Origin of the sequence: Methylobacterium nigriterrae (assembly GCF_037106235.1) — a bacterium.
Classification (GTDB): Bacteria; Pseudomonadota; Alphaproteobacteria; order Rhizobiales; family Beijerinckiaceae; genus Methylobacterium; species Methylobacterium nigriterrae.
Window position 1 is genome coordinate 1 of sequence record NZ_JBAWTG010000191.1, and the last position, 6,322, is coordinate 6,322.

Below are 6,322 nucleotides of genomic sequence, written 5' to 3' on the forward strand. Positions count from 1 at the left end.
GCAGCGACACACCTGACATCTCCGCGAGCTGCCGTTGGTCGATACCGAGCAGGGCTCGCGCGGCACGCATCTGGGCGGCAGTGATCAAGCGCATCATCCCCTGAGCAATGATGATTGATGCTTCATACATCATAATGGATGGGTGGAAAGCGAATTTGTATGCTCTGGACCGGTGCGTGCCCTGGCGCGCGCCGCGGCAGGGAAAGCTCCATCGCGTCAGCCGGCGCTTGTCGACGCCTTTTGCGTCAAGCCGCCTGACATGCGGTACAGATCGAGCTTGGCAGGCGTACTCACGCCAGCAGGCAAGCAACCAGTGCACTCAGGGAGACCTGAATGAGGGCAGGAAAATTCAAAGTCGTTGCGGCGGTTCTGGCCTCGGCCACGCCCCTGCTCCTACACCCGGGATCCGCGTCGGCCCTCGAACCGCAGGCACAACGTGGTCTCACCTTCGTGCAAACGAACTGCGCGGGCTGCCATGCAATAGGCCGCACAGGAGACAGCCCGTTTCCAGAAGCCCCTCCGTTTCGCACCCTTCATGAGCGCTACCCGGTGGAGAGCCTCGCTGAGGCGCTAGCCGAAGGCATCACCACGGGCCACCCCTCAATGCCGGAGTTCAGCCTGGATCCGGGGAAGATTGACGATGTAATCGCCTACCTCAAGACCCTTGAGAGATAGCTTGCCTAGTGGCGGGTGTGGCAGCGGTTTATGTGCATCCTCACGGAGCTGGGGAACGGCGCGGACAGGAAGGGTAGGGCAGGAGTATTAGCAGAAGACCTAATCGCTGTGGAAACTCGGGGCCGCCAGCCCGTTCGCTCGGGTATGTGGCAGTACGGTCGCGGCGGGAGAGCCAACGGTCCGCTATCCTGAACTCTCGTCAGGATCGCACCCATGCCGAACCCCTTTACCATCGTCATCAGCGGTTGCCTCAGCGCCGTTGTGATTGCTGGACTGACGTTGCTCGCCGACGCCTCGACGCGTGCCCAGCTCGATCGGGCCCTCAAGACAGCGGCTCGGGAGCGCCCACTGGCGTTGGCATCCGGATCCACTCTGAAACCAGTGCGGTCGCTTGCTGGCAGCGCCCTCGACAAGCGGCGCCTCGAAGCGACGATCCTGATGGTTAGCCGCCCTGGTGAAGAGACGAACTAGAACGGCACGTTGAGGACGAGCCTCCGAACTGCCCGCGTGAGGCGACCGTGATCTATGCTCGTTGCGGACTGATGTCCGTGTGCATCGTGGCAGGGTGGGGCAGGGCGGTGTCAATGCCCGGCAGAACCGCTTCCTTTCACGAGACGTCGTTGCGTTGGCCTCATGAGACTCGGCTGGCTCATGCTGACCCCGCTGGCGATGCGAGATCCTCGACCGTCGGCGGAGGGCAACCCAGGGTTAACAGGGACAAGAGTAAGACGATCTCTATAGAAGTGCCTCTGTTGTCCCCGGGTTGAGAGCGCAACCTGCCGAGGGTCTGATCACGTTCTTGTGTGGACCTACCCGAAGGCCGATCCGCCTCGCGGTGCGGGTAGAACGATACGACCGCCTCTGTCTCGCTTACATGTCGGAGGCCAGGCGGCTCGGGCAGCGGCATCCAGTGTGTCGGCTTCTCGCCCTCTCAGACTACGGGCTATCGTCCTTGCTCACCTGAAAGGGTTCAGCATGCCTGATGTGCCCATTGTCCCCGTCCCGACCAACAAACCCGATCTGCCGCCGGAGTGGATAGAGGCTGCCGAGACTGCAGCCCATAATCTCGGCTTCAGCAAGACGCTCGCGGATTTAAGCCCGGAGCACTGGCAGCTCGTGCTGGCCAGCGTCACAGATCGGATGAGGCTGCGCGGTGCGTCGCTCCCGCTCGGCTGGCGGCACACGCTCGCGCGGCAGGTCGGGCGCGGTATGGAAGATCAGGCCGCGGCGCACATTGTGGCGTTGCGAGCCAAGCGGGAGGAGATCGCGGCACATGTGGCCCATGAACTCGGGCTCGGAGATCTTGCCATGCTCAGCCCTGCGGATCGGGCTACGGTCGATCAGCAGACCGACGAGACCATTGAGGGATGCAGCCACGACGCGGCCGAGCCGGTCGAATGCTCGGATGCAGATCGGACCATGCGGCGCCTGCTGTCCGAGCATCGCGCCCTGAAGGAGTTGAAGGCCGACGAAGCCAACGTGCGCTTGGCTGAGGAGGGCGAGGTATTTGCCCCCGAAGATGACGCCTGAGACACTGCCGGTGCTTGAGGAGGTGCTGGCTACCAGGTTGCCTACCGAGGCCGTTGCGCTCGTTCAAGCTGGGCAGCGGCAAGCGCAGAGGAGGAGCGAAGATGGGGTCACGGGCCGCGTCCAGCATGGTGGGCTAGGAGCAGGTCGGCCTGTGATAGCGCCGGACGATCGACGGCGCGAGCGTCGGACACCTGAGTGAAGCTCGCGCAGTCGAGCCGGCAGACCCACGGAGTCACAAGAAAGCCGGCACAGCCTCAACCCAGCATCCCGGCATCTTGGAGTGCGCTCAGGGGCAGGGTTCACCGAGCAAACCGTGCTCGGTTGGGCTGGAGCGCAGCCGCTGCCTGTTGCCCCGCTCGCCGCAGAGTGCACACCAGCAGCTGCTGCATGAGCAAGGCTGCAAGCGTGCCAAACCGAACGGACTGATCATGTCGCGTCGTGGCAATTGTCCGGGGCCGCTTAGGCGGCGAGCTTCACCGCGGAAGCCGGGACGTTCTCGTTGCCGGCCACGAACGCTCGAGCCGGAGCGGCAGCCTCGGCCTTCGGGCTCAGACGCTCGGCCATGAAGATGACGAGTGCAACGTTAAAGAAGATGGCGGCGAGGAGCACTGCGATCATGGGAAGGGTCCGTGTGACGTTTGCGTTGCACCATATATCGCACTGCACAATGCTCTCTGGTATGCCAGATGCCACAAATGAGGGCTGCGCAGGCTGCATGACGCCGGCACTCGGCGCAGGGCAGCCATATCGCAGCCCAGACAGCAGAGCTTGTTGGAGTATGTGGCATCAGAGCGCGCTTGCCGTCACGCTCAGACCAGCAGAACGACGAGCGCTAGAGCGCCGATCAACGCCGTGCCGGAGCCGATCAGAGTGAGCCTGGAGGCTCTCCGAGGGGGCCGCTTGTTGTCGTTGGCCGCACGACGGCGCGAGCGCAGCAGATAGCGGCTCAGCGCGGGCTCCGGTGGCTCCAGCCAGCGTGTGACAGAGGCAAAAGCCTGGACGGCATACAGGCGGCGTTTCCTCAATGTCGTATTGGCAGTTCGCAGGCCAAGGCAGCCCACGGCTGTAGATCAATTGCAAATCGAGCAATTTCAAGGAATGCTACCGCACATCCGCGCCTGATCGGTGGGCTTTCTCCGGCCTCGCCGCAGGGTAGACTGTATTCAGCGGCATGGCGCCCGCTAGCTCAACTATAACAGCCTGAGACTAGCCAATCGTCATTCTTCTGCGCCGAGGCCAAAGGCCGAGCTAAAGCTGGGATGTGGCCTCATGGCCCTTCAGCCTGGGTCTGAGATGATGGACGAGCGCTACTCAGCCCCGCGCCATCGGGTGAGCGAGGACGGCTTGGTTGTGGTGGGCGAACACACCACGCTGCCCTGCATGCTCTATGACCGCTCGGACACGGGTGTTCGGCTCACTATGCCCGACGCCCGCTCCGTGCCGGCGACCTTCGTGCTGATCGCCCCGTGCTTGGGTGTGGCGCATGTCTGCTCGGTGGCGTGGCGCACCGATGAGACCATCGGCGTACGGCTGGATCGCGCAACCGCCTGATAGAACGACAGCCCGAGCCTACTCCCACGTCGACGCGCGCCGGCCAGCAGGGTCGGCTGGGTCGGATCCGAACGTCAGCGACGCGGGCGGGTCTGCCATGGTTTGCACCGTGAATCATCTGGCGAACCCTGCAAAGGCGTGAGCGGATGGATTTCAGCCTGGCGCAAGCGTGACCAGCGGTTTGTCCTTATCGACCACGTAGGTGATGGCAAGCCGCAGCGGTTTTTCGACCTTGCGCACGCCGTGCGGAACCTCGGCTGGAACCTGGAAGCCGGTGCCCGGCCTCATCGTTTGATTGTCCTGGCCCTGCACGTAGAGCTCCGCCTCGCCTTCCAGCACGAAGGCCGATTCAATGCCCGGATGAGTATGGCGCGGCACCTCGACCCCGGCCGGCACCTCGACCTCCATCAGGAGAGTGACGAGATTGCCCATGCCGGTCTCGCTCTTCTTGATGAGCTTGCGCCGGACGGCGCTCGACGGGCCTCCCTGCGCGGCGGCCTCTGATGCCAGGAAACCGCCGACACCCGCGCAGAGGAAGCAGGCCCCGAACCACCGTCGCGTCAGCATGCCCACCCTCCTGATCACCGGTGCGGCTCAGCGTAGCACGAACGATGGCAGACCATCAGGCTTGGCCCTTGTCGGACGCTCTCTCGTCGGCCGTTTGAGGTGATACAGGCTCCGCCGTGCGACATACGCCCGCCGCTGAACGCCTCTCAGGGTTGCCCAGGAAGTACGAGTAGGCCAGCAGGAAGCCGTTGGCGGCACGCGGCGTCGCGGCGCGGGACATGGGGCAGAGACACGGGCATCCTATCGCCTTCGGCCAGCCGCCAAGAGGAGACAGGTATGGACCGTTTCCCACCCACTTCCCGCCGCACACTCCTGGCGGCCCTCGGCGGGTCGCTCGCGACCCTGTTGCCTGCCTCCGCCAAGGCTGGCCCCATCCCCAGCGGTGAGGACGGCTCCTGCTTGCTGACGCCGCAGACAATCGAGGGCCCGTTCTATCTCGACCCGAAGCTCATGCGCTCGGACATCACCGAGGGCCGGGCCGGCGTGCCGCTCCGCCTGCGCCTGCGGGTCATCGAGGCGGGGCCCTGTACGCCGATTGCGGGGGCACGCGTCGACATCTGGCACTGCGACGCCAAAGGGCTCTATTCGGGCTATCCGGGGCAGGGGGATTCGCGCAGCCTCGACACCAGCGGTCAGACCTTCCTGCGCGGCACCCAGATGACGGATGCGGCCGGCGTCGTCACCTTCGAGACGATCTATCCGGGCTGGTACGCGGGCCGGGCGACGCATATCCACCTCAAGGCGTTCCTCGACGCGCGCACGATGCTCACGGGACAGATCTACTTCCCCGACGCGCTCAACGAGTTCCTCTACACGCAGGTCCCGGCCTATACGGGGCGCCGGGCCGAGCGCTTCATCGTCAACGCCAATGATGGAATTGCCAACGAGGAGGACCCGAACCGCCGGGCCTTCTGTGCCGTGAAGGAGGAGCGCGACCGTTATGTCGCCAGTCTCACCCTCGGGGTCGACTGCTCAGCCAGCGGCACCGACACTGAGCGCGCCGAGACCCTGACGGCTCTCCCGGAGCGGCCGCCCCGGGCGGGCGGCTCACCGCCGGGATTACGTGGGCCGGGCCGGTCGGCCCTGAAGGATCGGCTTGGGGCGCTGGTGCCGGGCCTGAGGCGGGAGCCATAGACAATGCGATGCCTCGGGGGCGGCAGCGGGCCATCGTCATCTCAGGCTGCTTCCCGCTCGATCCATGGGGGCCACCCCGCGCGGCGCTCGCGACAGGCTGTAGAACGAACTGCCGCTGCATGTGCGACTACGCGAGAGGATCCTCCAGGACCTGAGGCACGTGTCGGGCTCGAGTCGAATCATTGCCCTGCCTGGTCAGACGCTCCACGCGGCGGATTTGCTGAGCCGCGCGCCGATCCCGTTCGGCGATTTGCTGTTCCGCTTGAATGAGGTGCTCGCGCTCCCACCCTACCGGGGCCAACCACGACGAGAGAAGAAGGGGACGGACAACACCGTAATCTTCCTATCATAGCCGCCCTGTTGTCCCGGCTGCCTACGACGGACGGCGGCAGTGGTCCAATCTCCATTTCGGGAGGGCCGACCCATCGGGCTCACCGGGACGCCGGCACGGCCTCGTTCCGGATCGGCTCTCAGCAACAGTCAGCGCTCTCGAAAGCCCTTCAGAGAGCGCCGGACAGAGAATCGGTCCTACTGCACGACGCACCGTGAGAAGCCTCGCGGATTGGGTGCTATGGAACAGCCTCGCTCATTGAGCTCCCGTTATTGTGATAAACAAGTGCTTAGCAAACGATAGAGAAAATATTTAGCGAGATAATCAGAGAGTTATGCAGCTAAGCTCGGTGCTCAAGAGTGGTCATCTTAGCGGGCGGATGGGAAGCGCTGCACTCGCTGGCCAGCCTAGCGTGCTGGAATCACCAGAGTTCTCTCAGGGCAAGAGGCTCGGCAGGGCCAGCCCCGCCGTCGTCAGGCCGATGATCGCCAGCAGCGCCAGGACGATCGTGCGGAACCGGGCCTGGTCGATCCG

The 6,322-nt window shown here is 64.4% G+C and carries 7 protein-coding genes and 2 pseudogenes; 5 read left to right on the forward strand and 4 right to left on the reverse strand.

All coding sequences use genetic code 11. The features are described from left to right. Positions 1 to 88, reverse strand: a pseudogene (locus WDW90_RS33650) (helix-turn-helix domain-containing protein); the annotation flags it as partial. A gap of 245 nt (positions 89 to 333) precedes the next feature. On the opposite strand from WDW90_RS33650, the gene WDW90_RS33655 reads away from it, so the two are divergent. Further along, entirely contained in the window at positions 334 to 675 is a 342-nt protein-coding gene (locus WDW90_RS33655; protein WP_336492030.1) for a c-type cytochrome, read from the forward strand. 213 nt (positions 676 to 888) lie between these two features. Beyond that, the gene (locus WDW90_RS33660; protein ID WP_336492031.1) at positions 889 to 1,146 is read left to right on the forward strand and encodes a hypothetical protein; all 258 of its coding nucleotides are present in this window, start codon (positions 889 to 891) and stop codon (positions 1,144 to 1,146) included. A 178-nt stretch (positions 1,147 to 1,324) separates the two neighbouring features. Here the strand turns inward: WDW90_RS33660 and WDW90_RS41005 are convergent. Continuing rightward, a pseudogene (locus tag WDW90_RS41005) lies at positions 1,325 to 1,603 on the reverse strand (hypothetical protein); the annotation flags it as partial. A 47-nt stretch (positions 1,604 to 1,650) separates the two neighbouring features. Here WDW90_RS41005 and WDW90_RS33665 point away from each other — a divergent pair. After that, on the forward strand, positions 1,651 to 2,205 hold the full coding sequence (locus WDW90_RS33665; protein WP_336492033.1) for a hypothetical protein: 555 nt from the start codon (positions 1,651 to 1,653) through the stop codon (positions 2,203 to 2,205). A gap of 459 nt (positions 2,206 to 2,664) precedes the next feature. Here WDW90_RS33665 and WDW90_RS33670 read toward each other — a convergent pair whose 3' ends face one another. Further along, positions 2,665 to 2,823: a hypothetical protein gene (locus WDW90_RS33670; RefSeq protein ID WP_336492034.1), complete on the reverse strand. Its 159-nt coding sequence runs from the start codon at positions 2,821 to 2,823 to the stop codon at positions 2,665 to 2,667. A gap of 651 nt (positions 2,824 to 3,474) precedes the next feature. On the opposite strand from WDW90_RS33670, the gene WDW90_RS33675 reads away from it, so the two are divergent. Further along, positions 3,475 to 3,756 carry a PilZ domain-containing protein gene (locus WDW90_RS33675; RefSeq protein ID WP_336492036.1) on the forward strand — a complete coding sequence of 94 codons (282 nt, stop codon included), beginning with the start codon at positions 3,475 to 3,477 and terminating at the stop codon, positions 3,754 to 3,756. Positions 3,757 to 3,909: 153 nt separating this feature from the next. On the opposite strand, the gene WDW90_RS33680 is transcribed toward WDW90_RS33675, so the two are convergent. After that, on the reverse strand, positions 3,910 to 4,323 hold the full coding sequence (locus tag WDW90_RS33680; protein WP_336492038.1) for a cupin domain-containing protein: 414 nt from the start codon (positions 4,321 to 4,323) through the stop codon (positions 3,910 to 3,912). A 276-nt stretch (positions 4,324 to 4,599) separates the two neighbouring features. Here WDW90_RS33680 and WDW90_RS33685 point away from each other — a divergent pair, with 276 nt between their 5' ends. Next, a complete protein-coding gene (locus WDW90_RS33685; protein WP_336492039.1) occupies positions 4,600 to 5,457 on the forward strand; it encodes an intradiol ring-cleavage dioxygenase in 858 nt (285 codons plus the stop codon). Positions 5,458 to 6,322: the final 865 nt, after the last annotated feature.

Bases quoted from the DNA above. Each gene is read 5' to 3' on its own strand.
- WDW90_RS33655 (WP_336492030.1), top strand. From the start codon at position 334: ATGAGGGCAGGAAAATTCAAAGTCGTTGCGGCGGTTCTGGCCTCGGCC.
- WDW90_RS33660 (WP_336492031.1), top strand. From the start codon at position 889: ATGCCGAACCCCTTTACCATCGTCATCAGCGGTTGCCTCAGCGCCGTT.
- WDW90_RS33665 (WP_336492033.1), top strand. From the start codon at position 1,651: ATGCCTGATGTGCCCATTGTCCCCGTCCCGACCAACAAACCCGATCTG.
- WDW90_RS33670 (WP_336492034.1), bottom strand. From the start codon at position 2,823: ATGATCGCAGTGCTCCTCGCCGCCATCTTCTTTAACGTTGCACTCGTC.
- WDW90_RS33675 (WP_336492036.1), top strand. From the start codon at position 3,475: ATGGCCCTTCAGCCTGGGTCTGAGATGATGGACGAGCGCTACTCAGCC.
- WDW90_RS33680 (WP_336492038.1), bottom strand. From the start codon at position 4,323: ATGCTGACGCGACGGTGGTTCGGGGCCTGCTTCCTCTGCGCGGGTGTC.
- WDW90_RS33685 (WP_336492039.1), top strand. From the start codon at position 4,600: ATGGACCGTTTCCCACCCACTTCCCGCCGCACACTCCTGGCGGCCCTC.